Origin of the sequence: Streptomyces sp. NPDC015345, from assembly GCF_043078805.1 — a bacterium.
Lineage (GTDB): Bacteria > Actinomycetota > Actinomycetes > Streptomycetales > Streptomycetaceae > Streptomyces.
In genome coordinates this window covers 920,663-946,064 of record NZ_JBIBTX010000002.1, presented here as the reverse complement: position 1 = coordinate 946,064, position 25,402 = coordinate 920,663, and the positions used below count along the sequence as shown (strand labels likewise).

Here is a 25,402-nt window from a genome sequence, read left to right as displayed (position 1 = left end):
CCCGTCCCGTCAGCGATACGGTCGCCAGTCGCCCAGGTACTTCTCGCGCGTGGCCGACGCGGCCTCCGCGGCGGTGAGCTGGGGGCGCCGGGCCGGATCGGTGACTGTGGCGCCCGGGCCGGTGTTGCGGTACTCGCCGAAGCGCTGGTTCTGCCAAGGGTGGCCCGACGCCATGGTGCCGTAGGGCTCATCGGCGTCGATGCCCGCGCCGAGCCAGGTGTCGCGCACCGTCAGCATCGGCCGCGCACTCTGGTCGGACGACGGGACCCAGGGGCGGGCCAGCTTGTAGTACGCGTCCGGGGCGCCGCTCGTGACCCGGGACCGCGCCACGAGGTAACCGCGCGGGTTGGCGACGGCGGTGCTCGGCGCGAACACGAAGCCGAACGGCGCGCCCGCGAGGTCGGTCCTGTGCAGCGTATGGAACCGGCAGCGCTCGAAGACCGCCGTGGCCCGCCCGAAGACGAAGTCGACGTCCCCCTCGGCGTAGCAGTCGCGGAAGTACTGCCGGGCGAAGACGGTGAGCGCCCTGGTGTCGGCGTACAGCGCGTCCTGGTGGCCGAGGAAGCGGCAGCGCAGGAACGCCGAGCGGTCCCCCGTCACCTTGATGGCGACCGCCTGTGTCCCGGAGACGATCTCGGGGTGCTCGGCGCGCAGCCAGTCGTTGGCGAACGTCACGTCGCGCGCGGTGAACCCGTCGGCCTCCACGGTGACGGACGCCGAGCCGGACGTGCCGTACGTGCCGCCGCCCGGCTTGGGCGTACCGGCCGCGTTGTCGTACACGATGACCACGTCACGCGGATCACCGCTCGCCCCGACCACCGCCAGCCCCGCGTGCCCGGCGGTGACCCTCACGACCTCCCGGTACGTCCCCGGCGCCACGACCAGCGTCCAACCGCCCCCGCCCGCCGCGTCCACGGCGGCCTGTACGCGGGTGAAGTCACCGGTGCCGGGGCGCGGATGCACGTACAGGGTGCGGGCGCCGAGCCGCGCGGCGGGCGAGCCGTACCGTCCGAAGGGGCGCCGCCGGGTGGCGGCGGCCGGGGCGGCCTGGGCCAGGGCGAGCGCGGCTCCGGCGCCCGCGGCGATGAGGGAGCGGCGGGTGAGGGGGCTGCGCGGGTGGGGCGAGGGCATGGAGGTGCTCCTTCGCTGTGCGGCTCGGACACGGTGGTCGAAACGGGGGCGGTCGGCGGAGGGCGGTCAGCGGAGTTTTCCGGCTCCCGCCCCATGGCCCACCACGTACGGCACCGCGCGCGGGTGGTCGACGTGTGTGCGCAGGTGTGGCGTCCAGCCGGCGCCGGACTGAAGGGGTTCGTCGGGGAACCGCGCGTTGTGCGCGCCGATCAGGTCCACGCGCCCGCCGTTCACGTGGTTGTGGTCCGCCGTGACGGGGGCCTCCTTCCACTTCTTGAGGATCTGCCCGGCTCCGACCCCTCGCGGGAGGGTGAACGCGTTGTGCTGGGCGACAAGTTGGGACTCCGCCCCGATGCCGAAGGAGTACTGGTAGCCGTCGCGCGGGACGACGAAGTGGTTGTTGTAGGCGTCGACCTTGCCGAAGCGCACGCGCGGGGCGCGCTCGACGACGTCACGGAAGAGGTTGTGGTGGAGCGTGACGCGGAGCTTGCCGCGATCGGTGGCGCCCGCGCTGTCGCTGTTGCCGATCATGAGCGTCTTGTCGTGGTCGGCGAAGACGTTCCAGGAGACGGTGACGAGGTCGGCGCCCCGCACGATGTCCAGTTCGCCGTCGTGCCGCTGGTAGAGCTCGCCGTAGTAGGAGGGCAGCGAGCTGTCGGGGTGGGCGCCGTCGGTGAAGGTGTTGTGGTCCAGCCAGACGTGCGTGGAGCCGTACACCACCGCGCTGTCGTACTCCGAGTTCCAGGCGCCCCGCGCCCCGTCCGTCGGGTCCCACTGCGGGAAGCAGTCGAGGGGGCTCTCCAGGGTGAGGCCGCGGACGACCACATTGTCCGCGCCCTTGATCTGGAGGCTGCCGCCGGTGATCCCGGCGTTCGCGCCGACCCCGACAACCGTCGTGTCGGAGGGGATGTACGCCGTGACGGCCGCCGCCTGCCGGGCCGCCGAGGCCGCGCGCAGGTCCTCCTGCTCGCCGCTGACCGGCCGGTCCCTGCCCCATACGGCGGGGTCGTACGCGGCGAGGTACTCCGCGAAGTCGTACCCCTCGGCCTCGAACGCCGCGCAGCCCCCCACCCCCGTGGCGTCCAGCGTGCCCTTGACCTTGATGATCCGCGGCCCTTCGCCGCCCGCGGAGAGCGCCGCCCTGAACTCCCGCCAGGTCGTGACGGTGTGGGTGCGCGCGGGCCCGGCGCCCGCGCCCCCGGTGGTGCCGCCGTCGGCGGACGCCCAGCCGTCGTGCGCGGGCAGCACGTCATGAGCAGGCCCCGGGCGGGCCGTCGCCGTGGCGGGCACGGCGAGCGTCAGGGCGAGGGCCGCGCAGCCCACGAGCAGGGTGGTGCGGGCACGTTTCGTCATGCTCTCTCCTCGGCCGGCCAGGTGATCCAGGACTCCGGGACCTCGTCGTCGAGGCGGCGTACGTCGCCCGGCGCGAGCACCCTGCGGTGCAGCAGCTCCGCCGCGACCAGGCGGGCCACGGCGATCGCGCCGGGCGGGTTGAAGTGGGTGTTGTCCTGCTCGGAGGCGGTCCAGTTGAAGTACCGCTTGGTCTCCTCGGCGCCGAGCTTGCCCCACAGGGCGAGGGACAGCGCCTGGATGTCCAGGAGCGCCACGCCCTCCTCGGCGGCCAGGTCCCGCATGGCGGCCGGATAGTCGCCGTGCGTGGGCAGGGCGCCACCGCCCTCGTCGAAGCGCCGGCGTTCCACCGAGGTCAGCAGCACGGGGCGGGCCCCGCGTGCCCGCGCCCCGGCGACGTACTCGCGCAGGTGTTCCTGGTACGTCGTCCACGGCTCGGTGTACCGGGCGGGGTCCTCGCGCTTCTGGTCGTTGTGGCCGAACTGGACCAGGAGGAGGTCGCCGGGGCCGATGGCGCCGAGGATCGCGGTGAGGCGGCCCTCGTCGACGAAGCTCTTCGAACTGCGGCCGTTCACCGCGTGGTTGGCGACGGTCAGCGCGGGACGCAGGAAGAAGGGCAGGGCCATGCCCCAGCCGGTCTCGGGCGCGGCGGGCGCGTACTTCTGGGCGGCGGTGGAGTCGCCTGCGAGGTACAGCGTGCGGCGGCCGGGGCCCGCGGCGGTCACTGGTGCTCCTTCTTCCACTCGGCCTGCGCCTCGTTGAGCTGCTCCGCGAGCGAGTCCAGGAAGTCCTTCGCGGACATCTTGCCGAGGAGCACCTTCTGGAAGCCGGGCTCGTTCTCGGCCTTGCTGATGGTGTTCCAGTCGGGCAGGTGGTACGGCAGCTGCACGATCTTGAGGGAGCCGTCGTTCAGGGCCTCGGCCGCGAGCTTGGTGGGCTCGGACTTCTTCACCCACGGGTCCTTGGCCGCCTCGGTGTTGGCGGGGATGGCGCCGGCCGACTCGTTCCACTTGCTGTTGGACTCGTGCGAGGCGGCGAACTCGATGAACTTCCAGGCGGCCTTCTTCTTCTTGCTCGACTTGAACAGGCCGAGCCCGTCGACGGGGTTGGATACCTGGACGCGTACGCCTGCGTCGGTCGTCGGGTTGGGCAGGCCGCGGAACTTGTCCTCGCCGAGCGCCTTCACGTGGTCCTGGTAGGAGCCGAGGTTGTGGCTGAGCATGCCGATCTGGCCGCTGTCCCACTGGGCGACCATCTTGGTGAAGTCGTTGTTGAGGTCGGCGGAGGGCGTGGCCTTCTTGTAGAGGGCCACATACTTCTTCAACGCCGCGACGTTCTTGGGGTCGTTGACGGTTGTCTCGTCGCCGTCCCAGAAGTCGCCGATGCCGGACTGTCCGTACATGGCGTCGAGGGCCTGGGCGATGGAGCCCTCGCCGCCGCGGATGGTGTAGCCGAAGCGGTTGTTGTCCCTGTCGGTGAGCTTCTCGGCGGCCTCGTAGAACTTCGTCCAGGTGGTGGGCGCCTCCAGGCCCGCGGCCTCGAAGAGGTCCGTGCGGTAGTACAGGACGCCGTTGCTCGCGGACGTCGGGACGGTGTAGAGGTCGACGCCGCCGCCGGCCGCGCGGACGCTGTCCACCATCGCGGAGTTGAGCTTGCCGCTCAGCGCGCTCTTCTCGACGCGGTCGTCGAGCGGTTCCAGGGCGTCCTGGGCGGCGATCCCGGCGAGCATGGCGGCGCCGACGCCGCCGACGTCGGGGAGGCCGCCGCCCTGGATCGCGGTGTCGTACTTGGACTGGACGTTCTCGGCGGGCACCCCGACGTACTTGACGTCGATGTCGGGGTTCTCCTTCTCGAAGTCCTTGATGATCTCCTGCCAGACGTCGTGCCGGACCGCCGTGTTGTTGTCCCAGAAGACGATCTCCCCTTTGCCGCTGCCCTCGCCGCCCTTGTCCCCTGCCGCGCCGCTGCCGTCGTCACCGCAGGCGGTGGCGGTCAGCGCGAGCGCGGTGGTCAGGGCGAGGACGGCGGTCGTGCGGCGCCTGAGGCGCGGGCTCATGTTCATCATCGGCTCTCTTCTCGGGTGGTGTTTCAGTGGTTGATCCGGAAGTGCGTGAACAGGGCGGTGCCCGTGGGGCCCGTGCCCTCGGGCGCCGCCGCGAACAGGCCGAGCAGCGCGCCGACCCAGCGCCAGGGTGTGGCGGCGAAGACGGGGCCGCCGGTGGGCCGGAAGCCGTCGCCCGTATCGGCATGGAAGTGGCAGCGGGCGCCCCGCGTGATCTCCACGCGCAGCCGGGCCGTGCCGTGCGGTGCGGGGCGCGGTGGCGCGGCGTCCCGCTCGGCCTCCGTGCCCGCTTCGGCGAACCGGTGCACCAGGCGGACCGCTCCGCCCTCGTCCCGCTCCAGGCCGACCCATGAGTACGCGTCGCCGAGCACCGCCAATCCGGCGCGGGCGCCCGGTACTTCGGCGTCGAGGCGCAGTCCCACCTCGACGGCGCACGGCCGCAGGGGCAGCCGCTGGGTGAGCGTGTGCGGCAGGGCGCGCACGTCGTCGGCGCGCGCGGTGCGCACGCAGGCCAGGCGCAGGCCGTCCCCGGAGTGCGAAGTGGCCCAGCCGGTGCGGGGGTTGGCGGTCCACTGCCACTGGGGGCCGTGCCGTCCACCGGGGAAGTCGTCGCTCGTGGCGGGGGCGGAGGGCGGCTGCGGCGGCAGGTGCGGCTTGCGGTATACGTCAACGGGGGTGCCGGATGTACCGGGGTTGTCGTCGTCTCCGAGCACCGGCCAGCCGTCGGCGCCCCACCGCATCGGCTGGAGGTGGACGACACGGCCGTACGCGCCGCGCTGCTGGAAGTGCAGGAACCAGTCCTCACCGGTGGCGGTGCGCACCCAGCCGCCCTGGTGCGGGCCGTTGACGCCGGTGTCGCCCTGCTGGAGGACGATCCGCTCCTCGTACGGCCCGTGGAAGGAGCGGGACCGGAAGGCGCCCTGCCAGCCGGTCGCGACGCCGCCGGCCGGGGCGAGGATCCAGAACCAGCCGTCGTGCCGGTAGAGCTTCGGCCCTTCGATGGTGAACCAGCCGGGGATCCGGTCCCCGTCGATCAACACGCGCCCCTCGTCGAGGAGTTCACACCCGTCGGGGCTCATGCGGTGCCCTGTGATCAGGTTCTTCACACCGGACCGTGACTTGGCCCAGGCGTGCACGAGGTAGGCCGCGCCGCTCTCTTCGTCCCACAACGGGCAGGGATCGATGAGGCCCTTGCCTGGCTTGAGGAGGTGCGGGCGGGTCCAAGGCCCCCGTATGCGCCGGGCGTTGATCTGGTACACGCCGTGGTCGGGGTCGCCCCAGAAGATCCAGTACCGCCCGTCGTGGTGGCGCAGGGACGGCGCCCACACACCGCAGTCGTGCCGGGGGGCGGCGAAGGCCTCGGCCGGTTCGAGGCGGTCCAGGGCGTGCCCGATGAGCGTCCAGTTGACCAGGTCCCGGGAGTGCAGCAGCGGCAGGCCTGGCGACCGGCCGAAGCTGGACGCGGTGAGATAGAAGTCGTCCCCGACCCGCAGCACGTCGGGGTCCGACCAGTCGGCGGCGAGGACGGGATTGCGGTAGGTGCCGTCGCCGAGGTCGCCGGTGACCTCTGGGTGCGTGGCCGCCGGCGCGGCGGAGACGTTCGCGGCGGCCGAAGCGGTGACGGTGGCCGCTGACATGGCGGGCGCACCTCCCGGACCACCGCGCACCCCGCTCCCCGGCCGCCCGGCCGACGCACCACCGGACGCGCTCGCCCCATCCGACGACGCCACCCCGGCCCCCGGACGCCGGTCCCCCGCACGCCCCGTCGACGCACCGCCCGCCCCGGCGGCCCGACCGCCCCCCGACACACTCGCCCCGTCCGACGACGTCACCGCCGCCGCCCTCACGCCGTCACCGCCTTGCGGACGAGCGCCGACGCCTCGCCCCGGCCCAGGGTGCCGTCGGCGACGACCGTGACGACGCGGCGTACGAGCGTGTCGCGGGGGGCGAGCGGCAGGCGGTCCCCGGTCGCGAGGGAGGAGCCGACGCCCGGGTACTCGGCGGCGCGTACGAACCACGGGTCGCGGCGGGTCCGTGCCGTCGCGCCGGCGAACACCAGCGTCCAGCCGTCCCCGGCAAGGGCCAGCCAGTCGGCGCGGGCGGCGTGCGCGGGTTCCTCCCCCTCGGCCTCCGGCGTGAAGACCCGCGGCGGCGCGGCCGCCTTGGGGGCGCGCCAGAAGAAGCCGCCGTACGCGGCGCCGGGGCGGCCGTTGGTGGCCGGGCTGCCGATGGACAGTTCGCCGCCGGTCGCGTTGGTGAGCGAGAAGGTGAAGTCCAACGCCCAGGCCGCCGCGGTCAGTTCGACAGCGGCGACCGTGCGCCGCTCGCGCAGCAGGACCTCGCCGTCCGCCGTCCAGTCGATGTCCTCGACGAAGCCGTCCGGGTCACGCAGCTTGAACCCCCGGTGGTGCTGGGCCCCGTGGTTGTCGAGCTCCGTCGGCCCCTGGTCGCGTACGAAGGTCCGCCCGCCCCAGAAGTTGCGTCCCGCCACGTCGGGCACGGCGACCCCGGCCCCGAGGTGGTGCGGATGGTCGTCGGGCGCCAGCTCGGTGACGGGCGTCCCGGCGAGCGTGGTGACGGGGTGCAGGTAGGGGCGGGGCGCCATGCCGCGCGCCAGGTCGGGCCGGATGACGTAGCGCGCCACCGGGCGCCCCGCGCAGCGCAGGAGGAGGGAGCCGGGTGGGTGCTGCGGGGAAGCGGTCATGACGTGTTCACCTCGTTGTGAAGGTCACCGTGCGGGTCGAGGGCGTCGCGGCCGGGCGGCCTGGCCCAGGAGACGCCGAGTTCGGAGTAGAGGCAGAGCGTGTCGGCGGCGACCGCGACCAGCCCGTCGATGCCCTCGACGACGCGCCGGTCCGCGCTCTCACCGGGAGCGCGGAGCCACGCGTCGGCGGGCAGCGCGACGGGGTCCGGCGCCGTCCTGACCGCCTCGACGACCCGCATGAAGGCACCGGTGGCGGCGGGCGGCACCAGCAGCGCCGCGCGGCCCATGAGGTGCTCGACCAGGTTCTCCAGGAGGTCGGTCCTGTCGTACAGGGCCGGTGAGCCCGTGCTCTGTGTGCCGCCGCGCCGCACCTGCACGCGGTCCTGCTTGTACCAGAAGGTGATCCGCCCCTCGCTGCCGTGCACCACGACGTACGGCTCCTCGGAGGTGTGGCCGCAGAGCGTCGCCGCGACGGTGACCCGGCCGCCGTCCGCCGTGGAGACCCGTACGCACGAGGTGTCGTCGGACTCGATGGCGTGGGCGCGGAAGAGTTCCGTCTCCACGTCCGTGACGTCCTCGGCGGCCGTGCTGCCCGCCAGTGCGAGGGCGGTGGCGACGGCGTGCGCGAGGGGGTTCGTCAGGACGCCGTCGACCACGTCCACACCGTCCATCCTGCGACGACCGGCCCACGGCGCCCGCCGGAAGTACGCCTCGTCGCGCACCCATACGCCGGCCCCGCCCACCCCGGTGACCTCGCCGATCGCCCCGTCGGCGACGAGCCGGCGGACGGCGGGGATCGCGTGCGAGCCGAGCGACTGGAAGCCGATCTGGACGGCGGTACCGGCCGCGGCGGCGCCGTCCGCCATCCGCCGGAACTCCGCGTAGGACGGGGCGGGCGGCTTCTCCAGGAGCACGTGGACGCCGCGTCGCGCGGCGGCGAGCGCCAGCTCGGTGTGGGTCGGGATGGGCGTGCAGACGACGGCGACGGCGGCGCCGGTCGTGTCGAGGAGCGCCGCGAAGTCGTCGGACTGCTCGACCGCGCCGAAGCCGACGAGTTCCTCGCCGACCAGCGGCTTCAGCTCGCAGACGCCCACCAGCCGTACCAGACCGTGGCGTTGGAGGCGGCGGATGTTCTCCAGGTGCCAGCGGCCGTGGCCGCGGGCCCCCGCGAGGACGACGGGCAGCGGGAGCCGGAGTCCCCGCGTCGTGGCGCTCATCCCTTCACCGCCCCGGCGCTGAACCCGGTGACCAGCCACTTCTGGATGAAGGCGAAGACGATCACGACGGGCACGGCGGCGACGACACCGCCCGCGGCGAGCGCCCCGAGGTCGACGCTGTCGGCGCCCATCAGCGTGGCCAGGCCCACCGGGATGGTCTGCTTGCCCTGGTCGCTGAGGAACATCAGGGCGAACAGGAAGTGGTTCCAGCTGTGCACGAAGGCGAAGGAACCGACCGCGATCAGGCCGGGCCGCAGCATCGGCAGGACGACGGCGCAGAACGCGCGGAAGCGTCCGCAGCCGTCGACCCAGGCGGCCTCTTCCAGGACGTAGGGCACGTTCTTGATGAACCCGCTGATGAGGATCATCGACAGGGGGAGCTGGAAGACGGTCTCGGCGACGATGACGCTGGCCAGGGAGTTGATCATCCGCAGCTCGGCGAAGATCTCGAAGAGCGGTACGAGCATCAGGGCGCCCGGGATGAACTGCGAGCAGAGCAGCGCCAGCATGAAGGCGCGCTTGATCTTGAAGTCGAAGCGGGCCAGGGCGTAGCCGCCCGCGAGGGCGACGAGCGTGGTCATCACCATGGAGACGACGCCCACGAGCAGGCTGTTCTGGAAGAAGGTCGCGAAGCTGCGCTCGGTCCACACCTTGTCGAAGTGCTCGAAGGTGACCGGCCACGGCACGAGCGAGGTGGAGCCGGTGGGGCGCAGGGCGAAGAGCAGGATCCAGTAGAAGGGGATGAGGGTGAACAGGAGGTACAGCCCGAGCGGGGTGTAGATCTGCCAGCGGGGTGTCCGTCCGATGACGGTGCCCCTGGGCTCCTTCCTCGTCCCGGCCGGGCGGGTGGCGGTGATGGCGGTCATTTGTCCTGGCCCCCGAACTTGCTGAGCCGCAGATACAGCAGCGAGCAGAAGAGAAGGATCACGAAGGCGATGGCGGTCAGCGCGGAGGCGTAGCCGAAGTCGTGCGAGTCCACGGCGATGGACGCGATGCGCAGCGGCAGCGTCGTCGTCTCGCCGGCCGGGCCGCCGCCGGTGAGGGTGTAGAGCAGGTCGACGTTGTTGAACTCCCAGACCGCGCGCAGCAGCGTGGAGAGGATGATCGCGTCCTTCAGGTGCGGCAGCGTGATGTGGAAGAACTGCCGCCAGCGGCTCGCGCCGTCGACCTCGGCGGCCTCGTAGAGGTCCTTCGAGACGGACTGGAGGTCGGCGAGGATGAGGATCGCGAAGAAGGGGACGCCGCGCCAGAGTTCGGCGACGACGACGGCGGGGAAGACCGTGCCGGTGTCGGAGAGCCATGACGTGCCGTACGAGCCGATCCCGACATCGGCGAGGTAACGCGAGATGCCCGTCTGGGAGTTGAAGATCAGCAGCCAGATCGTCGAGGTGAGGACGCCGGAGACGGCCCACGGCGAGAAGACCAGGGCGCGGGCCATGGCGCGGCCCACGAAGGTCTGGTTGACGAGCAGCGCGAGCGCGAGGCCGAGCAGCACTTGCAGCACGACCTCGACGGCCACCCACTGGAGGCTGAAGCCGAGCGTGTGCCAGAACTCGGGGTCGTCGGTGAAGGCGGTGACGAAGTTGTCGAGGCCCGCGAAGCCGTTGCGCCACGGCTTGGTGGGGTTGTAGTGCCGCAAGCTGTAGTAGAAGACGCTGATGACCGGGTAGGCGATGAAGCCGAGCATCAGCAGGGCGGCGGGGGCGATCAGCAGGTAGGGAAGGCGGCGCGGGGTCGCCCCGACCCGCCGTCGCCCCCGTCGCGGCCCCTTGTCGGGGGGCGGCGGCTGGGCGGTGCTCGGCGGTGGCTTCGCCACGGCTGCGGCCTGGGCCATGACACTTCTCCGATCGTGGATGTGCGGGTGAAGCGCTTCGCGCACGATGTTCGAGATCTCGGACAAATAGTGGGGCGGGGCGGGAGTTCAGCCCGCGTACGGATCCGGCACCGTGCCCGGCCTCGCGAGGAAGGCGAAGTCGCAGCCTGTGTCGGCCTGCGTGATCTGCTCGCTGTAGAGCGCGCCGTACCCCCGCTCATAGCGGGCGGGTGGCGGCGTCCACTGCTCGCGGCGGCGGGCCAGCTCCTCGTCCGGCACCTCCAGGCGCAGGGTGCGCGCCGCGACGTCGAGGGTGATCAGGTCCCCGGTACGCACCAGCGCGAGGGGTCCGCCGACGTACGACTCGGGCGCGACGTGCAGCACGCAGGTGCCGTACGAGGTGCCGCTCATCCGCGCGTCGGAGATCCGCACCATGTCGCGCACGCCCTGCTTCAGCAGGTGGTCGGGGATCGGCAGCATCCCGTACTCGGGCATGCCGGGCCCGCCCTTGGGGCCCGAGCCGCGCAGGACCAGGACGTGGTCGGGCGTGATGCCGAGGGCCGGGTCGTGGATGGTGCGCTGCATCGTGCGGTAGTCGTCGAACACGACGGCGGGGCCGGTGTGCCGCAGCAGGTGCGGCTCGGCGGCGATGTGCTTGATGACGGCGCCGTCCGGGCAGAGGTTGCCGCGCAGGACGGCGACGCCGCCCTCCGCGGCGACCGGGTTGTCGCGGGTGCGGATCACGTCCGCGTCGTGCACGCGCGCCCCCGCGAGCTGTTCGCGCAGGGTGTCGTGGCAGACCGTGGGCCGGTCCAGATGCAGCAGGTCGGTGATCCGCGACAGGAAGCCAGGGAGCCCGCCCGCGAAGTGGAAGTCCTCCATCAGGTACCGCTCGCCGCCCGGCCGCACATCGGCCAGCACCGGCACGGTGCGGGCGATCCGGTCGAAGTCGTCCAGCGTCAGCTCGACCCCGGCGCGTCCTGCCATCGCGATGAGGTGGATGACGGCGTTGGTGGAGCCGCCGAGTCCCAGCACCGTGGTGACGGCGTCCGCGAAGGCGTCAGCGGTGAGGATCCGCGAAAGACGCCGGTCCTGGCGTACGAGTTCGACGATCCGCAGGCCCGACGCCGCCGCCATCCTGTCGTGCCCGGAGTCGACCGCGGGAATGGACGAGGCGCCGGGCACGGTCACGCCGAGCGCCTCCGCCGCCGCGGTGAGCGTCGAGGCGGTGCCCATGGTCATGCAGTGGCCCGGCGAGCGCGCCAGGCCGCTCTCCAGTTCGGTCAGTTCGCAGTCGCCGATGAGCCCGGCGCGGTGATCGTCCCAGTACTTCCACATGTCGGTGCCGGAGCCGAGGGTCTCGCCCCGCCAGTGCCCCGGCAGCATGGGCCCGGCCGGCACGAAGACGGCGGGCAGGTCGACGCTGGCCGCGCCCATGAGCAGCGCGGGCGTCGTCTTGTCGCAGCCGCCGAGCAGCACGGCGCCGTCCACCGGGTAGGAACGCAGCAGTTCCTCGGTCTCCATGGCCAGGAGGTTGCGGTAGAGCATCGGGGTCGGCTTCTGGAAGGTCTCGCTGAGCGTGGAGACCGGGAACTCCAGGGGGAAGCCGCCCGCCTGCCACACGCCGCGTTTGACGGCCTGGGCGCGCTCGCGCAGGTGGGAGTGGCAGGGGTTGATGTCGGACCAGGTGTTGAGTACCGCGATGACGGGCTTGCCCAGGTGCTCCTCGGGGAGGTAGCCGAGCTGGCGGGTGCGGGCGCGGTGGCTGAAGGAGCGCAGGCCGGAGGAGACGCTCTCGCCGTACCACTGGCCGCTGCGCAGCTCTTGCCGCGTACGTCCTTCGGGCGCGCCGCTCACAGCGACCACCCCGCGACGATCGTGGCCACCTCTGCCCGCTCGGCCGCCGGCAGCGGGCTGCTCGGGGCGCGCACGTCACGGCGGCACAGCTCCAGGACGGCGAGGGCCTCCTTCACGACCGTCACGTTGTGCGCGGAGCCGTCGGCGGCGCGCAGTTCCTCGAAGCGGCGGATCTGCTCCCACACCTTCATGGCCTCGCCGTGGTCACCGGATCGAAGCGCTTCGATCATGCGCAGCGAGAGGCCGGGGGCGACGTTCACGAGGCCCGAGGTGAAACCGGTGGCGCCCGCCGAGAAGTACGAGGGCGCGTACGGCTCGGCGAGCCCCGCGACCCACACGAAGCGGTCGAGCCCCGCGTCGCGCGCGAACCCGGCGAACCGCGCCGCGTCCGGTACGGCGTACTTGACGCCGATGACGTTGGGGCAGGCGTCGGCGAGTTCGGCGAGGCGGGCGCCCGGCAGGCCCGCGTCCCGCAGATAGGGGACGACTCCCAGGTCCGGCACGGCCTCGGCGATCGCCTGGTGGTAGGCGACCCAGCCCGCGTCGGAGACATAGGGATGCACGGGCTGATGCACCATCACCATGCCCGCGCCGCACTCCCCGGCGTGCCGCGCGGCGGCGACAGCGGTCGGCACGTCATGGCCCACCCCGGCGAGGACCACGGCCTGCCCGGCGGCTTCGGCGAGGGTCAACTCCACGACATCGCGCCGCTCTTGGGGCGACAGGGCGTAGAACTCACCGGTGTTGCCGTTCGGCGTCAGGGTGCGCACCCCGCCGTCGAGCAGGCGGCACAGGATCGCGCGGTGCGCCGCGCGGTCGATGGTGCCGTCCGCGGCGAAGGGCGTCACCGGAATCGCCACGACGTCGGCGAGTGCGGTGCGCTGCGTCTCGAACGTCACTGAAGTTCCCCTTCCCCGGGAAAGGCTCTGCGCACGAACGACTCGATGTGCTCGCGCAGGGCGCGCGCCGCCCCGTCCTGGTCCCCGGCGAGGGCGAGCCGCAGGATCCGCTCGTGCTCGGTGGCCTCACGGGCCCACGACGGGTCGGCGGCCCAGGCCACGGCGGAGACGAGCGCGGCCTGGTCCCGCACCCCGTCAAGGAGCCGCCCGAGGAGCGGGTTGCCGCAGTCGACGTACAGCGCGCGGTGGAACTCCCGGTTGGCCAGCGAGCGTTCGGCCGCGTCCTCGGCGGCGTCGGCCCGCAGCAGGGCCTCGCGCGCGGCGTCGAGCGGGGCGCCGCGCAGCACGGTGCGGCGCAGCGCCTCGGGCTCCAGGAGCAGTCGTACGTCGTAGACCTCGCGCGCCATGGCCGCGTCCACTGTGCGCACGGTGGCGCCCTTGTACTGGCTCATCTCGACGAGCCCGGTACCGGCGAGGGTTTTCAGGGCCTCGCGCACGGGCGTCTTGGACACTCCGTACGCGCGGGCCAGTTCCGTCTCGATCAGGGGCTGGCCCGGGCTCAACTCGCCGCTGAGGATGCGGTGTTTGATCGATTCGAGCACGTACTGCGTGCGCGACGGAATCGGGACCGGGGGCGGCGCCGAGGCCGGGGTCGGAGTCGGGACGGACGTCATGGGCACCCTCAGATCTCGCATATCGCGTCTCATATATGACGTACGAAGTACGACGCGTAGAAGCTAAGAGGGTGCCCCGGCTCCGTCAATGCTTCTGACAGAACCTTCTGGAACTCAGCGATGAGCGAACCACCGGGCGGCGGGCAGGAGTCGGCGGTCGTAGCCGAACAGCGCCTGGTTCTCCCACGCGTTCCCCGACGACGGGTCGGCGGGGTCCCAGCCACTGCCCTCGACCGCCGTCCAGGCCGGTTCCCAGTACACGACGCCGAGCCCACGGCCGCCGGGGACGGCCTCCACGACGTTCATGACGTCCCGCAGGTTCGCGGCCTGCCCGGCGGGGGTGGCGGGGTAACCCGCGGCGAGCTGATCGGCGCGGGCGACGTTGTTCTCCAGGTCGTCGCCATTGGCCAGCGTGTGGGCGTAGGCCGTCTCGACGACCAGGACGGGCCTGCGGTAACGGGCCGCCACGTCGTCGAGGTTGGCCTGGAGCCCGCTGAGCGGGCCGTGCCAGTAGCCGTAGTACGACAGGGCGATGACGTCGAAGGGCACGCCGCGGGAGACCGCCTGGTCGAACCACCAGCGGGTGCCCGCGCTGTCGCCGCCCTCCGCGAGGTGCAGGGCGACCCGGGTGCCCGAGGACACCGCCTTGGCTGCCTGGGCCCCGGACTTCAGCAGTCCGGCGAGGCGGTCCCAGTCGTCGGTCGAACCCTCGGGCCAGAGCATGCCCCCGTTGAGCTCATTGCCGATCTGCGCCATGTCGGCGGTGGTGCCCTGCGCCTTCAGGGCGTTCAGGACGTCGTACGTGTGGTCGTACACATCCTTCGTCAACTGGCTGTAGCCGTGCGTGGCCCAGGCCGCGGGCTTGTTCTGCTTGCCGGGGTCCGCCCAGCTGTCGGAGTAGTGGAAGTCCACGAGCAGCTTCATTCCGCGCGCCTTGGCCCGCTTGGCCGTGGCGAGGACCTTCGCCTTGTCGTTGTAGCCGTCGGCGGGGTTCACCCACACCTTCAACCGGGCGTAGTTCATGCCCGCCGAGCCCAGGATCGCCAGCGCGTCGCCGCTCGCGCCGTCGGCGTAGCGGTACGTCGCCCCGTGCGCCTCGTTCTTGGCGAGCGTGGAGACGTCACCGCCCTTGACGGCCAGGCCCGTCGACCCCGGGGTGAACGTGACGTCGTCGAAGTTGGCCCACTGGCCCGCGTGCGCGTCGGAGACGAGCCGGACGGTGCACGCGCCGCCGGTGACCCGCACCGACGTGACGAGGCGGAGCCACGCGCCGTTCGGGGTGGGCGGCAGGTCGGTGCGCTGCTCGGCGCTCCCGCTCTTGAGCGCGATGTAGGCGGCGTTCTGGCCGCCGCTGGAGCGGACCCAGGCCGTCAGCGTGTACGTGCCGTCCGTGAGGCCGGTGAGATACTGGTACGTCTCGACCTGATACGCCGATGACGCCCAGTGGGAGAGCCGCAGGCCCCCGCTGCGGCCGCCCGCCTCGGTGAACGCGGCGCCGGTGGTGCCGTGGCCGGACCAGCCCGTGAGGCCGCTCTCGAAGCCACCGCCCACGAGGGTGCTCGCGGCTCGGGCGCCCGGGGCGGGCAGCGCGAGGACGGCGCCGCCCGCGAGGGCTGCCGCCAGGACGGCTCTGCGGGTCGTGCCGGTGGCGCGTGTTCCGTTGTCGCCGTGCATCGTCGACGTCCCTTCGACTTCGCGGTACTTGGGAATGGGTTGGCGTTGAATTGACGGGGGAAGGCGGTGCACCATCAGTCCTCATCCAGCCGCACGACCCGCACGGCCCCCGCGGGCACGCCGAGCCGCCCCGCGACACGTTCCCCCGTGAGCAGTTCGCCGCCGGACCCGGCCAGCGGCACCTTCGCCTCGTCACCGGTGTGGTTGATCGCGAAGAGGTACGTCCCGCTCTCACCGGCGCGGGTCACCACCTCGACGTCACGCGGGAGTTCGGGCCGCGGCTCGACCCCGGCGTCCGCGCAGGCGGCGGCGAGGATCGCGTCCAGGCCGTGCGCCGTGAGCCGCGTGGAGACGTACCACGCGGTGCCGCCGCCCAGCCGGTGCCGGGTGACGGCGGGCTGTCCGGCGGCGAGCCCGTCGGCGTACGTCCACACCGTCTCGGCCCCGCGCGGCACCACGATCTCGCTCCACACGTCGCCCGAGAGCTCCGCGCCGTCGGGCCCGGTGATCCGCGTCCGCTGCCCCTGGAGCAGCGGCGAGAACTCCTCGACGGTCAGGCCGAGGACGTCCCGCAGGGCGCCCGGGTAGGGGCCGGGGTGCACGGCGTCGTGCTGGTCGACGATGCCGGAGAAGTAGGAGACGACGAGCGTGCCGCCGCCCTCGACGTAGGCCCGCAGGTTCCGCGCGGTGGCCTCGGTGGCGAGGTACAGGGCGGGCACGACGACCAGGGGGTAGGACGACAGGTCGGCTTCGGGGTGGGCGAAGTCGACGGTGAGGTGCCGGTCGTAGAGCGCTTCGTAGAAGCTGTCGGCGCGCTCGCGGGCGTCGTGGTCCTCGCTGGGCCGCCACTCCAGGGTCTGCGCCCACCAGGAGTGCCAGTCCCAGAGCATGGCGACGTCGGCGACGGTGCGGGTGCCGCGCAGCTCGCCCAGGGCGTCGATGTCGGAACCGAGCCGGACCACTTCCCGCCACAGCCGCGAGTCCGTGCCCGCGTGCGGCAGCATCGCCGAGTGGAACTTCTCCGCGCCGCGCCGGGACTGCCGCCACTGGAAGAACATGGCTCCCTCGGAGCCGCGCGCCACATGGCCCAGCGAGTTGCGGGCCATCTCCCCGGGCGCCTTCGCGGGGTTGCGGGGCTGCCAGTTGACGCCGCCGGCGGCGTGCTCCATCAGCAGCCAGGGCGCGCCGCCCGCCACGGAGCGGGTCAGGTCGGCGGCCATGGCGAGGTTGACGTGGGTGCGGCGTCCGTCGGTGATGAGGTAGTGGTCGTTGGAGACCAGGTCGACCTCGCGGCCCCAGGCCCAGTAGTCGATGGAGTCGCACTGGCTGAGGGCCGTCATGAAGTTGGTGGTGACGGGGATGCCGGGCGCGAGGCGGTGCAGGATGTCGCGTTCGCGGACGAAGTTCTCCCGCATCGTCGCGTCGGCGAAGCGCCGGTAGTCGAGGGCCTGGGCGGGGTTGCCGACGGTCGGCGTCACACGCGGCGGGTTGATCTGCGCGAAGTCCGCGTACCGCTGCCCCCAAAAAGCCGTCCCCCAGGCCTCGTTGACGGCTTCGACCGTCTCGTACGTGGTCTCAAGCCAGCGCCGGAAGTGGGCGGCGCAGGTGTCGCAGTAGCAGGCGGAGACGGGGACGCCGTATTCGTTGTGCACGTGCCACAGGGCGAGGGCGGGGTGGTCGGCGTAGCGGGCGGCGAGGCGGGTGGTGATGTCCGCGGCGGCCGCGCGGTAGGCGGGGTGGCTGTGGCAGATGGCGCCGCGTGAGCCGAACTCATACCGCGCGCCTTCGGCGGTGACGGGCAGTGCGTCGGGGTGCTCGCGGTAGAACCAGGCGGGCGGTGCGACCGTGGGGGTGCCGAGGTCGGCGCGGACGCCGTGTTCGTGCAGCAGGTCGAGGAGGCGGTCGAGCCATCCGAAGTCGTGGGCGCCGGGGGCCGGTTCGAGCAGCGCCCAGGAGAAGATCCCGACGCTGACCATGGTGACGCCCGCGTCGCGCATCAGCGTGACGTCCTCGCGCCAGACGGATTCCGGCCACTGCTCGGGGTTGTAGTCCCCGCCGAACGCGAGGCGGGTGAGGCCCTTGGGGGCTTGGTCCGGCATGGATCTCTCCCGAGAATTCGATCATTTGGGAACGTGCACACACGCCGCAGGCGGCGTCGACCCCACATAACCGCACAGCAACAACCATTGACAAGTGTCCTGGATGTTTCTCTACTGTGAACGCTCACAGAAGGCCGCACGGCCCGCCCAAGACGCATGGCAGGCGCTCGCGACAGGCGGGGGCCGGCTCAAGGGAGAAGGATCCATGCCGCAGAACACGCCACGCCGCTTCGCCGCGGCCGCCGTCGCCGTCACGCTCGGCGCCACCACGCTCACCGCCTGCGGATCGGACGACGACGCCGGGACCGGGTCGAGCGGCCCGGTCTCACTGACGTACTGGGCGTGGGCGCCCGGCATGGACAAGGTCGTCGACCTCTGGAACGACGGCCCTGGCAAGAAGGACCGGATCAAGGTCACGGTCAAGAAGCAGGCGTCCGGCGACACCCTGGTCACCAAGATCCTCACGGCGCACAAGGCGCACAAGGCGCCCGACCTGGTGCAGGCCGAGTACCAGGCCCTCCCCACCCTCGTCAGCAATGACGCGCTCGCCGACATATCGGGGCAGGTCGAGGGCGTGCGGGCGAAGTTCGCGCGGGGCATCTGGCAGCAGACCACCCTCGGCACGGACGCCGTGTACGCGGTGCCGCAGGACGCCGGGCCGATGATGTTCTACTACCGCGCCGACCTCTTCAAGAGGTACGGCCTCAAGGTCCCAAGGACGTGGGAGGAGTTCGCACAGACCGCCCGCGCGCTGAAGAAGAAGGCCCCGGACAAGGACCTCACCACCTTCTCCGCCAACGATTCGGGCCTCTTCGCGGGCCTCGCCCAGCAGGCCGGCGCCAAGTGGTGGACCACCGAGGGCGAGCGGTGGAAGGTCGGCATCGACGACCCGGCGACGCGCAAGGTCGCCGACTTCTGGGGCGGCCTCGTGAAGGAGGGCGCCATCGACAACCAGCCGATGTACACGCCCTCCTGGAACAAGGCGCTCAACACCGGCAAGCAGATCGCCTGGGTCAGCGCCGTCTGGGCGCCCGGCACCCTCACCACCGCCGCGCCCGACACCAAGGGCAAGTGGGCGATGGCCCCGCTCCCCCAGTGGGAGCCCGGCAAGGCCGTGACCGGCAGTTGGGGCGGCTCCTCCACCGCCGTCACCACGGACTCCGAGCACAAGGAGGCCGCCGCGAAGTTCGCCGCCTGGCTGAACACCGACCCGAAGGCGCTCGCCGCGCTCGTGAAGGAGGGCGGCATCTACCCCGCCGCCGCCGAGGCGCAGACCGGCGGCGCGCTCGCCGAGGCCCCGGCCTATTTCACGAACCAGCCCGACTTCTACACCCGGGCCGCCGCCATCGCGAAGACCACGGCCCCCGGCGCCTGGGGCCCGAACGTGAACGTCGCCTACACCACCTTCAAGGACGCCTTCGGCTCCGCCGCAAAGAACAAGTCGGACTTCGGCGCCGCCCTGAAGACCATGCACGACGAGACGGTCGCGGACCTGAAGAAGCAGGGCTTCGAGGTCGCGCGGTGACATCCCCGACGCAACAGAGGCCGGCACGAGGGGCGCCGACGCGACGGAAGTCGTACGACGTGACGCCCCGCCGCGGCTCCTACGGCCTCAAGGCCGCCCCCTACGGCTTCCTGCTCCCCGCCGCCCTGCTCTTCGCCCTCTTCTTCGCCCTGCCCATCGGCTACGCGCTCTGGCTCAGCCTCCACAAGGTCGAGGTGTCCGGCCTCGGCCTCGGCAAGGACGCGCGGCGCGAGGTGTGGGCGGGCGTGGAGAACTACACCGCCGCGCTCACCGACTCCGAGCTGCTGCACGGCGCGCTGCGCGTGCTCGGCTACGGCGCGATCGTCATCCCCGTGATGCTCGGCCTCGCGCTGCTCTTCGCGCTGATGCTGGACAGCGAGCGGGTGCGGCTCACGTCCTTCACCCGGCTCGCGATCTTCCTGCCGTACGCCGTGCCGGGCGTCGTCGCCGCACTGCTCTGGGGGTTCCTGTATCTGCCGGACGTCAGCCCCTTCTACTTCGTCCTCGACAGGCTGGGGCTGCCGCAGCCGGACCTGCTCGACGGCGGGCCGCTCTACCTCGCGCTCTCCAACATCGCGGTCTGGGGTGGCACCGGCTTCAACATGATCGTCATCTACACCTCGCTGCGGGCCATCCCGGCCGAGGTGTTCGAGGCGGCGAAGCTGGACGGCTGCTCGCCGCTCCAGATCGCGCTCCGCATCAAGATCCCGATGGTGGCCCCGTCGCTGGTGCTCACCTTCTTCTTCTCGATCATCGCGACGCTCCAGGTGTTCAGCGAGCCGACGACGCTCAAACCGCTCACCAACTCCGTGCCCACGACGTGGAGTCCGCTGATGAAGGTGTACCAGGACGCCTTCGGCAAGGGTGACATCCACTCCGCGGCGGCCACCGCGGTGCTCATCGCCGTCGTCACGCTCGTCGTGTCCTTCGGTTTCCTGCGCGCCGCCAACTCCCGTACGAAGCACACCCGACAGCAGGGGGAAGCGCGATGAGTTCTCTTGTGCTGGACGACAAGGACCGCGGGCGCCGCGAGAGCCGTAAGCCCGCGCCGGCCGCGGGCACCACCCCGGGGACCGCCCAGGGCCCGCCCCCGCCCCGCCGCGTCGCCCTCGTCCCGACCGCCGCGCTGCTGCTCGGCGCCCTGTACTGTCTGCTGCCCGTCGCCTGGGTGGTGATCGCCTCGACCAAGTCGGGCAGCGAGCTGTTCTCCACCTTCACGTTCCTGCCCGGCACCGGCTTCACCGAGAACCTCGCCGACCTCAGCGCCTACCGCGACGGCGTGTACTGGCAGTGGATGGCCAACTCCGCCCTCTACGCGGGCGTCGGCGCCCTGCTCTCCACCGCCGTCTCCGCCCTCGGCGGCTACGCCCTCGCGACCTACCGCTTCCGCGGCCGCGAGAGCATCTTCAACATCCTGCTCGCCGGTGTCCTCATGCCGCCCGTCATCCTGGCCGTCCCCCAGTACCTGCTGCTGGCCAAGGCGGACCTCACCGACTCCTACGCGTCCGTCCTGCTGCCGCTGGTCCTCTCCCCGTACGGGGTCTACCTCGCCCGGATCTACGCCACCGCCGCCGTGCCCGGCGACGTGGTCGAGGCCGGGCGCATGGACGGGGCGGGCGAGTGGCGGATCTTCACGCGGATCGCGCTGCCGATGATGGTGCCGGGCCTGGTGACGGTGTTCCTGTTCCAGTTCGTCGCCGTCTGGAACAACTTCCTGCTGCCCTACATCATGCTCAGCGACGACGAGAAGTTCCCCATCACGCTCGGCCTGTTCACGCTCCTCGAACAGGGCTCCAACACCCCGGCGCTCTACACCCTCGTCGTCACCGGCGCCCTGCTCGCCGTGATCCCGCTGATCGCCCTGTTCCTGGTGGTCCAGCGCTTCTGGAGCCTCGACCTGCTGTCGGGCGCCGTAAAGTCATGACCATGAGCAAGCCGGAGCAGCGCCGCAAGGCGCCGACCATCCATGACGTGGCGCGCGAGGCGGGCGTCTCGCGCGGCACCGTCTCGCGGGTGCTCAACGGCGGCCACTACGTGAGCCCTTCCGCGCAGGAGGCGGTGAACTCCGCGATCCGCAGGACGGGTTACGTCGTCAACCGCCATGCCCGCTCCCTCATCACGGGCCGCTCGGACTCGGTCGGTTTCCTGCTCACCGAGCCGCAGGAGCGCTTCTTCGAGGACCCGAACTTCAACGTCCTGCTGCGCGGCTGCACGCAGGCCCTCGCCGCCCACGACATCCCGCTGCTCCTGATGATCGCGGGCACGGAGGACGAGCGGCGGCGCATCACGCGCTACATCACCGCCGGGCACGTGGACGGTGTCCTGCTCGTCTCCAGCCACTCGGGCGACCCGCTCGCGGCCCGGCTGCGCGAGGCGGGCGTGCCCCTGGTGGCATGCGGGAAGCCGCTCGGGCAGGCGTCGAAAGTGGCGTACGTCGCCGCCGACGACCGGGACGGCGCGCGCGACATGGTCCGTCATCTGCTCTCGCTCGGGCGCCGCACGGTCGGCATGGTCACCGGCCCGCTGGACACCCCGGGCGGCACCGAACGCCTCGCCGGCTACCGGGAGGTGCTCGCCGAGGCAGGCGTGGCGGCCGACGACCGGCTCGTGGTGTCCGGTGACTACAGCCGGGCCAGCGGTGAGGCGGGCGCCGCCGAACTCCTCGGCCGCGTACCGGACATGGACGCCTTGTTCGTCGCCTCGGACCTGATGGCGCAGGGCGCGGTAGCGGCGCTCCAGCGGGCCGGGCGGCGGGTCCCCGAGGACATCGCGGTCGGCGGCTTCGACGACTCCTCGGCCGCGCTCGGCGCGCACCCCGAGCTGACGACGATCCGCCAGCCCTGGGACCGCATCAGCTCGGAGATGGTACGGGTGCTCCTCGCCCAGATCGGCGGCGAGGACCCGGCGGCGGTGATCCTGCCGACGGAGCTGGTGCGGCGCGGTTCGGCCTGAGCCATGGACGGGGCCGGCGCTCAGGGGCTCGTGAGGACGACGAGCCGCTGGGTCGCCCGGGTCATCGCGACATAGCGGTCGACCGCTCCCTCGATCCCCTCCCCGAACGCCTGCGGGTCGACGAGGACGACCAGGTCGAATTCGAGCCCCTTGGACAGCTCCGGGGTCAGGGACCGCACGCGGGGCGTGTCCCGGAAGGCGGGGTCACCGATGACACAGGCGACCCCGTCGCCGTGCGCGGCGAGCCAGGTGTCGAGGGTCTCCTCCAGGTCGGCGGTGGATCCGTGGACGACCGGAACACCGGTGCTGCGGACGGAGGTCGGCACGTTCGCGTCCGGCAGCGCGGCCCGGATCGCCGGTGCGGCCTCGGCCATGATCTCCTCCGGGGTCCGGTAGTTGATGCTCAGCGAGGCCGTCTCGATCTGGTCGAGCCCCGCCCGCTCCAGCCGTTCCCGCCAAGACTCCGTGAAGCCGTGCCGGGCCTGGGCGCGGTCGCCGACGATGGTGAAGCTCCTGGACGGGCAGCGCTGGAGCAGCATCTGCCATTCGGCGTCGGTGAGTTCCTGCGCCTCGTCGACGATGATGTGCGCGAAGGGACCGGCGAGCAGGTCCGGTTCGGCGGTGGGCAGCGCGCTCTCGTCGATGAGGCTGTCCTGGAGGTCCCGTCCGTGGAGCATGCCGAGCGCGCCCTCGCTCTCGTCGATCTCGACGTTCTGGAGCAGGCTGTCCATGGCGTCGGCCCGGCGGGCCCGCTCGGCGGCGACGGCGGCTTCCCGCCGCTGCCCCCGCGCCGACGCCTCGGGGTCGCCGAGCCGCTGCCGTGCGGCGTCCAGGAGCGGCAGGTCGGAGACGGTCCAGGCCTGGGCGTCCGCGCGCTGGAGCCTGCGGACGTCGTCGACGCCGAGCCAGGGGGCGCACTTGCGCAGGTAGGCCGGTACGGACCACAGGTCGCCGACGAGATCGCTCGCCTCCAGCATCGGCCACGCGCGGTTGAGGGTGCGGGTCAGTTCGCGGTCCTGGAGGAGTGATCTGCGCAGCAGGTGGGGCGGGGCGTCGCTGTCGTCCTTGTCCATGAGGATGGTGAGCAGCTCCTCCCGGATCTGGTCGCGTGCCTCGTTGTGCGGGGTGCCCGGTTCGACGGCGTCGAACGCCGCCGCCCAGTCGTCGGCGCTGAGCCAGATGTCGGACCAGTGGCTGGAGACCGTCATTCCCTCGGTGGGCGGCTCCTCGTAGAGGGCGACGGCCGGTTCGATGGCCCGCACCATGTCCGCGGACGCCTTCAGCCGGGCGACGTGCGGGTCGCTCTCGACCTCGGCCGTGGCGCCTTCGGTGACCAGGTCACGCAGGACGCAGGTCTGTACGCCCTCCTCGCCGAGGCTGGGCAGGACGTCGGAGACGTAGGCGAGGTAGGGACGGCTCGGGCCGACGAACAGCACGCCGCCGCGGCGGTGTCCGAGGCGGGGGTCGGCGTAGAGGAGGTGGGCGGCGCGGTGCAGGGCGACGACGGTCTTGCCGGTGCCCGGGCCGCCGTCGACGACGAGGGCGCCCCGCGAACCCGCCCGGATGATGGCGTCCTGGTCGGCCTGGATGGTGGAGAGCACGTCCCGCATCCGGGCCGAGCGGTGGCCGCCGAGACCGGCGACGAACGCTGACTGGTCGTCGAGCGCGGCGTGTCCTTCGAGCCCCTCGGCGGTGAACACCTCGTCCCAGTAGTCGCTGATCCTGCCGCCGGTCCAGCGGTACCGGCGGCGGCTCGCGAGCCCCATGGGGTGGGCGTGGGTGGCCGCGAAGAACGGCTCGGCGGCGGGCGAACGCCAGTCGACCAGCAGGCGACGGCCTTCGCTGTCGGTGAGGCCGAGCCGTCCGATGTACACGGGCTCGGCGCTGTCCGTGCCGACGACGCGGCCGAGGCACAGGTCGAGACCGAAGCGGCGCAGGGTGCGCAGGCGGCCGGTGAGCCGGTGGATCTCCAGGTCCCGGTCCATGGCCTCGCGGCCGATGCCGCCGGGCGCTCTGCGCGTGGCTTCGAGGCGGTCGGACAGCTCTCTGATCGTCTCCTCCAGGCTCGTCGCGATGACGGCGAAGTGCCGCTCGTCGCCGGCGATCAGCGCGGGGTCGGCCTTCGGGGCGAGGCGGCCGGGGAGGTCGAACGCGCTGGTAATCCCAGAGGTCGCACAGGTAGCAGAGGTCACTGAGTTCGCAGAGGGCACGGCATCGGTCGGCAAGCGCACTATGTGGTTCTCCCGTTTTCGCAGGTCCTTGGCTTGAGACCCGGGATCTTGCCGTACCACGGGGGCCTTGCCGCAAGCCCCCCTGTGCGCTATAAGTTGAGAGTGGCAAGGAGTGGGTACGCCTCCTGCCGGCTCACTTCATCACCCTCAGCCCAGCTCCCTCAGCGCATCTCCCTCAGCGCATCGCGCACCAGCGCCGCGAACTCCGTGGCTCCCGTCACCGACGTATGCGTGTTGTCGCGTGCCTCGTCGTAGAGGTAGAGCGCCTTGGATGCCTCGGGGCCCATCTCTTCGACCCGCCGCTTGCTCAGCGCGGTGAGGTCGATGAGCGGTACGTCAAGCTCCGCCGCGAGGGAGCGCATTTGTCCGGGGAGGTCGACGCCAAGACCGTTCACGTGGAGGGCGACGCCGTTGTCGAGGGTGCCGTCCGCGTTGAACCACCGGCGGACGACCGGTGTGACGAGGACAGGGCGCCCGCCCTTCTCCCGTACGCGTTCCGTCATGGTGGTGAGGCGTGCGCGGTAGGCGTCGGCGGGGGTCTGCTTGTCGTTGTGGGCGAGCTGGATGAGGACGCGGTCGCCCCGGCGGACCTCGGCGAGCAGCGCCGGGAAGAGGGCCGGGTTGGCCAGGAAGGACTCCGTGCCCTCACCGGAGTCGGCGTAGTTGGCCACCGAGGTGCCGCGGCCGAAGAACCGCGGCAGTTGCTGCCCCCATCCCGAGTACGGCTCCGCGGGCTGATCGCAGACCGTGGAGTCCCCGGCGAGCAGGACCTGAGGCGTGCGGGGCGCCGGAGTGACGCGCAGGCCCGCGAGCCGGGGCGCCGGGCCCTCGAAGCGCAGGTCGAGGCCGGGGCTGCCGGCGGGCCCCGTCGGCTCCCCCTCGGGATGGCGGACGTCGACGGTGAAGGCGCGCCGCACGGTCTGCCCGGCTCCGGTCGGCGTCGGTGCGAGCATCGTGCGGCGCGTCTCGGCGGTGACGGTGGTGCGGCCCGCCGTGGCGCCGCCGAGCAGGACGGACACGTCGTACGTGCCCGGGGCGAGGTCGAGGTGGCAGACGACGGGGGCCGAGCCCGTGCAGTGCTCGTTCCTCGTCGCCAGGGCCTCGCCGTGGCCGTGGCCCCGGTCGGCGTGGGCGGGCGCCGCGGCGACCAGGCCGCCCAGGGTCGCGGCCAGCGTAACGAGAACGGAACCGTACCGCTTCATGAGCGAACTCCC

At 72.1% G+C, this 25,402-nt stretch carries 20 protein-coding genes; 4 read left to right on the top strand and 16 right to left on the bottom strand.

The window, feature by feature from the left end:
* Positions 1-9: 9 nt before the first annotated feature.
* From ACF062_RS10500 to ACF062_RS10435, 14 genes are all read right to left on the bottom strand, one after another.
* On the bottom strand, positions 10-1,131 hold the full coding sequence (locus ACF062_RS10500) for a pectinesterase family protein (protein ID WP_392137346.1): 1,122 nt from the start codon (positions 1,129-1,131) through the stop codon (positions 10-12).
* Between the two features lie 66 nt (positions 1,132-1,197).
* A complete protein-coding gene (locus ACF062_RS10495; RefSeq protein ID WP_392137345.1) occupies positions 1,198-2,484 on the bottom strand; it encodes a polysaccharide lyase family 1 protein in 1,287 nt (428 codons plus the stop codon).
* On the bottom strand, positions 2,481-3,224 hold the full coding sequence (locus tag ACF062_RS10490) for a rhamnogalacturonan acetylesterase (RefSeq protein WP_392137344.1): 744 nt from the start codon (positions 3,222-3,224) through the stop codon (positions 2,481-2,483). The genes ACF062_RS10495 and ACF062_RS10490 overlap by 4 nt, the downstream gene beginning before the upstream one ends.
* Complete coding sequence (locus ACF062_RS10485) at positions 3,203-4,543, bottom strand: ABC transporter substrate-binding protein (RefSeq protein ID WP_392137708.1); 1,341 nt, start codon at positions 4,541-4,543, stop codon at positions 3,203-3,205. Before ACF062_RS10485 ends, ACF062_RS10490 begins: the two co-directional genes overlap by 22 nt.
* Positions 4,544-4,569: 26 nt before the next feature.
* Positions 4,570-6,180, bottom strand: coding sequence for a family 43 glycosylhydrolase (locus ACF062_RS10480; RefSeq protein WP_392137343.1), 1,611 nt, complete (start codon positions 6,178-6,180; stop codon positions 4,570-4,572).
* A gap of 206 nt (positions 6,181-6,386) precedes the next feature.
* Positions 6,387-7,247 carry a PmoA family protein gene (locus ACF062_RS10475; RefSeq protein ID WP_392137342.1) on the bottom strand — a complete coding sequence of 287 codons (861 nt, stop codon included), beginning with the start codon at positions 7,245-7,247 and terminating at the stop codon, positions 6,387-6,389.
* On the bottom strand, positions 7,244-8,464 hold the full coding sequence (locus ACF062_RS10470; RefSeq protein WP_392137341.1) for a Gfo/Idh/MocA family protein: 1,221 nt from the start codon (positions 8,462-8,464) through the stop codon (positions 7,244-7,246). The genes ACF062_RS10475 and ACF062_RS10470 overlap by 4 nt, the downstream gene beginning before the upstream one ends.
* Positions 8,461-9,330 carry a carbohydrate ABC transporter permease gene (locus ACF062_RS10465; protein WP_392137340.1) on the bottom strand — a complete coding sequence of 290 codons (870 nt, stop codon included), beginning with the start codon at positions 9,328-9,330 and terminating at the stop codon, positions 8,461-8,463. Before ACF062_RS10465 ends, ACF062_RS10470 begins: the two co-directional genes overlap by 4 nt.
* Complete coding sequence (locus tag ACF062_RS10460) at positions 9,327-10,298, bottom strand: carbohydrate ABC transporter permease (RefSeq protein ID WP_392137339.1); 972 nt, start codon at positions 10,296-10,298, stop codon at positions 9,327-9,329. The genes ACF062_RS10465 and ACF062_RS10460 overlap by 4 nt, the downstream gene beginning before the upstream one ends.
* Positions 10,299-10,385: 87 nt before the next feature.
* Positions 10,386-12,134 carry an L-arabinonate dehydratase gene (gene araD / locus ACF062_RS10455; protein ID WP_392137707.1) on the bottom strand — a complete coding sequence of 583 codons (1,749 nt, stop codon included), beginning with the start codon at positions 12,132-12,134 and terminating at the stop codon, positions 10,386-10,388.
* Entirely contained in the window at positions 12,131-13,033 is a 903-nt protein-coding gene (locus tag ACF062_RS10450) for a dihydrodipicolinate synthase family protein (protein ID WP_392137338.1), read from the bottom strand. The genes araD and ACF062_RS10450 overlap by 4 nt, the downstream gene beginning before the upstream one ends.
* Positions 13,030-13,707, bottom strand: a complete 678-nt coding sequence (locus ACF062_RS10445) for a GntR family transcriptional regulator (RefSeq protein WP_392137337.1) — start codon at positions 13,705-13,707, stop codon at positions 13,030-13,032. The genes ACF062_RS10450 and ACF062_RS10445 overlap by 4 nt, the downstream gene beginning before the upstream one ends.
* 114 nt (positions 13,708-13,821) lie before the next feature.
* The gene (locus ACF062_RS10440; RefSeq protein WP_392137336.1) at positions 13,822-15,381 is read right to left on the bottom strand and encodes an arabinogalactan endo-beta-1,4-galactanase; all 1,560 of its coding nucleotides are present in this window, start codon (positions 15,379-15,381) and stop codon (positions 13,822-13,824) included.
* 74 nt (positions 15,382-15,455) lie between these two features.
* A complete protein-coding gene (locus tag ACF062_RS10435; RefSeq protein WP_392137335.1) occupies positions 15,456-17,480 on the bottom strand; it encodes a beta-galactosidase in 2,025 nt (674 codons plus the stop codon).
* Between the two features lie 205 nt (positions 17,481-17,685).
* Here ACF062_RS10435 and ACF062_RS10430 point away from each other — a divergent pair, with 205 nt between their 5' ends.
* Genes ACF062_RS10430 through ACF062_RS10415 form a run of 4 tightly spaced genes read left to right on the top strand, consistent with a single transcriptional unit; the run spans position 17,686 to position 21,957 of the window.
* Entirely contained in the window at positions 17,686-19,005 is a 1,320-nt protein-coding gene (locus ACF062_RS10430) for an ABC transporter substrate-binding protein (RefSeq protein ID WP_392137334.1), read from the top strand.
* Positions 19,006-19,064: 59 nt separating this feature from the next.
* The gene (locus ACF062_RS10425) at positions 19,065-19,997 is read left to right on the top strand and encodes a carbohydrate ABC transporter permease (RefSeq protein ID WP_392137333.1); all 933 of its coding nucleotides are present in this window, start codon (positions 19,065-19,067) and stop codon (positions 19,995-19,997) included.
* Positions 19,994-20,929 (top strand): carbohydrate ABC transporter permease, encoded by a 936-nt coding sequence (locus tag ACF062_RS10420; RefSeq protein WP_392137332.1) that lies wholly within the window; start codon positions 19,994-19,996, stop codon positions 20,927-20,929. Before ACF062_RS10425 ends, ACF062_RS10420 begins: the two co-directional genes overlap by 4 nt.
* Positions 20,926-21,957 (top strand): LacI family DNA-binding transcriptional regulator, encoded by a 1,032-nt coding sequence (locus tag ACF062_RS10415; RefSeq protein WP_392137331.1) that lies wholly within the window; start codon positions 20,926-20,928, stop codon positions 21,955-21,957. The genes ACF062_RS10420 and ACF062_RS10415 overlap by 4 nt, the downstream gene beginning before the upstream one ends.
* Before the next feature lie 20 nt (positions 21,958-21,977).
* Here the strand turns inward: ACF062_RS10415 and helR are convergent, their stop codons facing one another.
* Positions 21,978-24,149: an RNA polymerase recycling motor ATPase HelR gene (helR, locus tag ACF062_RS10410; protein WP_392137330.1), complete on the bottom strand. Its 2,172-nt coding sequence runs from the start codon at positions 24,147-24,149 to the stop codon at positions 21,978-21,980.
* Between the two features lie 200 nt (positions 24,150-24,349).
* The gene (locus ACF062_RS10405; RefSeq protein ID WP_392137329.1) at positions 24,350-25,390 is read right to left on the bottom strand and encodes a rhamnogalacturonan acetylesterase; all 1,041 of its coding nucleotides are present in this window, start codon (positions 25,388-25,390) and stop codon (positions 24,350-24,352) included.
* Positions 25,391-25,402: the final 12 nt, after the last annotated feature.

Excerpts from the sequence above, each read along its gene's own strand:
- ACF062_RS10500 (WP_392137346.1), bottom strand. The coding sequence starts at position 1,131 with ATGCCCTCGCCCCACCCGCGCAGCCCCCTCACCCGCCGCTCCCTCATC.
- ACF062_RS10495 (WP_392137345.1), bottom strand. The coding sequence starts at position 2,484 with ATGACGAAACGTGCCCGCACCACCCTGCTCGTGGGCTGCGCGGCCCTC.
- ACF062_RS10485 (WP_392137708.1), bottom strand. The coding sequence starts at position 4,543 with ATGAACATGAGCCCGCGCCTCAGGCGCCGCACGACCGCCGTCCTCGCC.
- ACF062_RS10480 (WP_392137343.1), bottom strand. The coding sequence starts at position 6,180 with ATGTCAGCGGCCACCGTCACCGCTTCGGCCGCCGCGAACGTCTCCGCC.
- ACF062_RS10475 (WP_392137342.1), bottom strand. The coding sequence starts at position 7,247 with ATGACCGCTTCCCCGCAGCACCCACCCGGCTCCCTCCTCCTGCGCTGC.
- ACF062_RS10470 (WP_392137341.1), bottom strand. The coding sequence starts at position 8,464 with ATGAGCGCCACGACGCGGGGACTCCGGCTCCCGCTGCCCGTCGTCCTC.
- ACF062_RS10465 (WP_392137340.1), bottom strand. The coding sequence starts at position 9,330 with ATGACCGCCATCACCGCCACCCGCCCGGCCGGGACGAGGAAGGAGCCC.
- ACF062_RS10460 (WP_392137339.1), bottom strand. The coding sequence starts at position 10,298 with ATGGCCCAGGCCGCAGCCGTGGCGAAGCCACCGCCGAGCACCGCCCAG.
- ACF062_RS10445 (WP_392137337.1), bottom strand. The coding sequence starts at position 13,707 with ATGACGTCCGTCCCGACTCCGACCCCGGCCTCGGCGCCGCCCCCGGTC.
- ACF062_RS10440 (WP_392137336.1), bottom strand. The coding sequence starts at position 15,381 with ATGCACGGCGACAACGGAACACGCGCCACCGGCACGACCCGCAGAGCC.
- ACF062_RS10435 (WP_392137335.1), bottom strand. The coding sequence starts at position 17,480 with ATGCCGGACCAAGCCCCCAAGGGCCTCACCCGCCTCGCGTTCGGCGGG.
- ACF062_RS10430 (WP_392137334.1), top strand. The coding sequence starts at position 17,686 with ATGCCGCAGAACACGCCACGCCGCTTCGCCGCGGCCGCCGTCGCCGTC.
- ACF062_RS10420 (WP_392137332.1), top strand. The coding sequence starts at position 19,994 with ATGAGTTCTCTTGTGCTGGACGACAAGGACCGCGGGCGCCGCGAGAGC.
- ACF062_RS10415 (WP_392137331.1), top strand. The coding sequence starts at position 20,926 with ATGACCATGAGCAAGCCGGAGCAGCGCCGCAAGGCGCCGACCATCCAT.
- ACF062_RS10405 (WP_392137329.1), bottom strand. The coding sequence starts at position 25,390 with ATGAAGCGGTACGGTTCCGTTCTCGTTACGCTGGCCGCGACCCTGGGC.